The following is a 2,856-nucleotide window of genomic DNA, read 5'->3' on the forward strand; positions in this document are numbered from 1 at the left end:
CCCTCCGCGCCGTTCTCCGTGTACGGCTTGATGACGTCGCTCGCGACGTCCGACGTGACGGTCGCCTGCACGACGTCGTTCTCGTCCTCGGGGTAGACGTCGTTGCCGAAACGGTCCACGGGCGAGCCGTAGACCAGGAGCGTGCCGCCCTGCTTGACCGAGACGTGGTCGCGGAGGTCACCGATCTCCGGGAACCCGTCCTCGTCGACCGCGAGGTCGAACCCGAGCACGGTGCCGTCCGGGCGGATGATGTACTCCGCGCCCTTGCCGTTGTCGATGAGTCCCTTGTCGAGGGCGACGGCGGCCAGGCCGTACGCAGCGCCCGGGTCGACCGACAGCTCGACGTACTGCGTGGTGGAGACGTCGCCGCTCGTGGCGGTGACGGCGAAGTCGTACCACATCGCCTGGGTCGCGGTGCCGCTCAGCTCGCCGGTCGCCGGGTCGAACGTGATGCCCTTCGGCAGCTGGTCGTCGGGCGTGATCTTGCCGTCGCCGTTGACGTCCGCGTCGGATTCGAAGCCGGCCTCGATCGTGTTCTCGGCCGCGGCCTGCGACTGGGTCTCGACGACGTTGCCGATCGAGTCCTCCTCGTCGCCGTAGTACCAGGAGAGCTGGTAGGTCGGCGCCGGGTAGCCCTCGGCGCGGAACGTGTACGTGTACGCCTCGCCCGCGGTCGCGTCGTCGAGGTACAGCGTGTCCTCGTCCGCTGCCGTGCCGCCCACGATCGGGGTGCCGGAGGCGTCGACGAACACCGGGTCCTGCGTGACCTCGGCGGTCTTCGCGGAGGCCTCGACGTCGGTGCCCTCGGAGTCCTTGCCCGTGACGGTCACGACGATGACCGCGCCGGCGTCCGTGGTCTGGACGTCGTAGAACTGGTCGGTCGACAGCTGTTCCTTGGTCGCCTGGTTCGTCCAGACGAACTCCGGCGTGGCGAGCTCCTTGTCGAAGCCGGTCGTCGTCGCCTTGAGGGTCGAACCGACCTTCGCGGTGCCCGTGATCGTGACCGTGGGAGCGGCCACCGCGGCGGGGGTGACGTCCTGCGTGCTGCTGCCCGAGCCCGGGAGGAGCGGCTTGGCCGGGGCGGTGGTCTTCGCGGGGGCCGGCTCGCCCGTGGTCTGTGCGGGGTCGGCCGTGGCCGAGGAGTCCGGCTCGCCGGTCGGGGTCGGGGTCGGGGTCGCGGTCGCGGTCGGGTCGGTCGTCGGGTCGGTGCTCGCGTCCGACGGCGTCGGGTCGACCGTCGCGGTCGGCGTCGGCTCGCTGACGGTCTCGGCGTTCGCGGCGGTCGCGGTCATGACGCCGAGGCCGGTCGTCAGGACGACCAGTGCGGCGGTGGTCCCCAGCGCACAGGCGCGTCGGACGGTGGAAGTGCTGCGGCGCACGTTCTCCCCCAGGTGTTCAGGTCCGGACGGGTTCCGGATCATGTGAATCCGCCGAGAAGGCTCGACTCTCGGATCGTAGGGGTCGGAGGGGCGCCTGAGGGGCCTCGAAGCCGAAATGTGACCTGGGTTGGGGGGATCGTGCGGGAACCGCCAGGGGCGCGGTGTCGATCGACACCACGCCCCTGGCGGTCCCGGATCGGACCGGTGTCAGATCCGACGGCGTCGCAGTCGGAAGCCGAGCAGCGTCGCCCCGGCTGCCAGAAGGCCCGCACCCCATGCGATCGGGGTGCGCTCGTCGGCGCCGGTGTAGGCGAGCGTCGCACCCGTTCCCGTCGCCGACGTCGCGACCGCGGTGGTCGCCAGCGGCTGCACGGCGACGGTGAACGACGTCGAGACGCCGTCCTGTGAGACGGTGAGCCGGTGCTGCGAGGCGTGCGGGAAGGTGATCCGCACGACGTGCTTCGCCGTGTCGGGCACGATCCGGTCGGAGGCGACCGAGCTCGTCAGCGTCGCGAGTGGCTGGCCCGTCGTCTGGGGCTCGGTCGAGTTGCCGAAGCGGTCGACCGCGATGCCCGACACGACGAGCGTGCCGTTCTGCTTCGCCGGGATCGACGACACCGTGCCCAGGTCCTTGCCGGTGCCGCTGAAGGCCGTGATCGTGCCGCTCGGGCCGACCTCGTACGCGGTGCTGCCCGGGGTCCCGTGACCGACGAACGTGATCAGGCCGATCGGCGCCGCGGGGCGGACCGTGAGCCGGACGTACTCGGTCGCGGTGGTCTTCCCGCGGAGCGCGACGACCTCGAAGTCGTACGTGCCGGCCGTGGTCTCGGTGCTCCTCAGCACACCGGTCGACACGTTGACCGTGAACGCCGACGAGGGGGCGTCCTGGATCGCGTAGGCGAGCGATCCGCTGCCGCCCACAGCCCGGAAGGTGTGCGTGAAGGTCGTCCCGGCGGTGGCGGTGAGCGCGAGCGGCTGCGCCTTGGTCGACGGCTCGGTGAAGGACAGCGGTGAGGGCGCGACGGTGACCCGGACGTACTCGGTGACCTGTTCGCCACCGCTCAGCGCGACGACCTCGAAGTCGAACGTCCCGGCCGTCGTCGGCGTGGCGCTGAGCACGCCCGTCTCGACGTTCACCGTCCAGGCGCTCGACGGCGCGTCCTGGATCGCGTACCCGACGGTGCCGTTGCCGCCCGTCGTGTGGAAGGTGTGGCTGAACGGCGTGCCGACGGTGGCGCTGAGGGCGAGCGGGTCGGCCTTCGTGGACGGCTCGGTGAAGGCGAGCGCCGTGCTCGCTGCCGGTGTCGCAGCTGCCGGGGTCGTGGCGGCCTGCGCCGTGGCAGCAGGAGCCGTGGTCGCCGGTGCCGACGTCGACGCCGGTGCCGTGTCGGTGGCAGCGTTCGTTGCGGAGACGCCGAAGGCGGCCCCCCGACCGACGGTGACGACCGCGATCGCGGTCGCCGCGACGAGTGCGGCC

General features: G+C 71.7%; 2 protein-coding genes. Both read right to left on the bottom strand.

Features of this window, described 5'->3' with window-relative positions; translation table 11 throughout:
• Positions 1-1,421 (bottom strand): putative Ig domain-containing protein (locus tag I59_RS07060; protein WP_031273228.1); only part of this gene is annotated, 1,421 nt, incomplete at its 3' end.
• A 165-nt stretch (positions 1,422-1,586) separates the two neighbouring features.
• On the bottom strand, positions 1,587-2,856 hold a 1,270-nt coding region (locus I59_RS22715), incomplete at its 5' end, for a hypothetical protein (protein WP_031273230.1).

This window comes from Curtobacterium sp. B8 (assembly GCF_000333315.1).
Taxonomy (GTDB): domain Bacteria; phylum Actinomycetota; class Actinomycetes; order Actinomycetales; family Microbacteriaceae; genus Curtobacterium; species Curtobacterium luteum.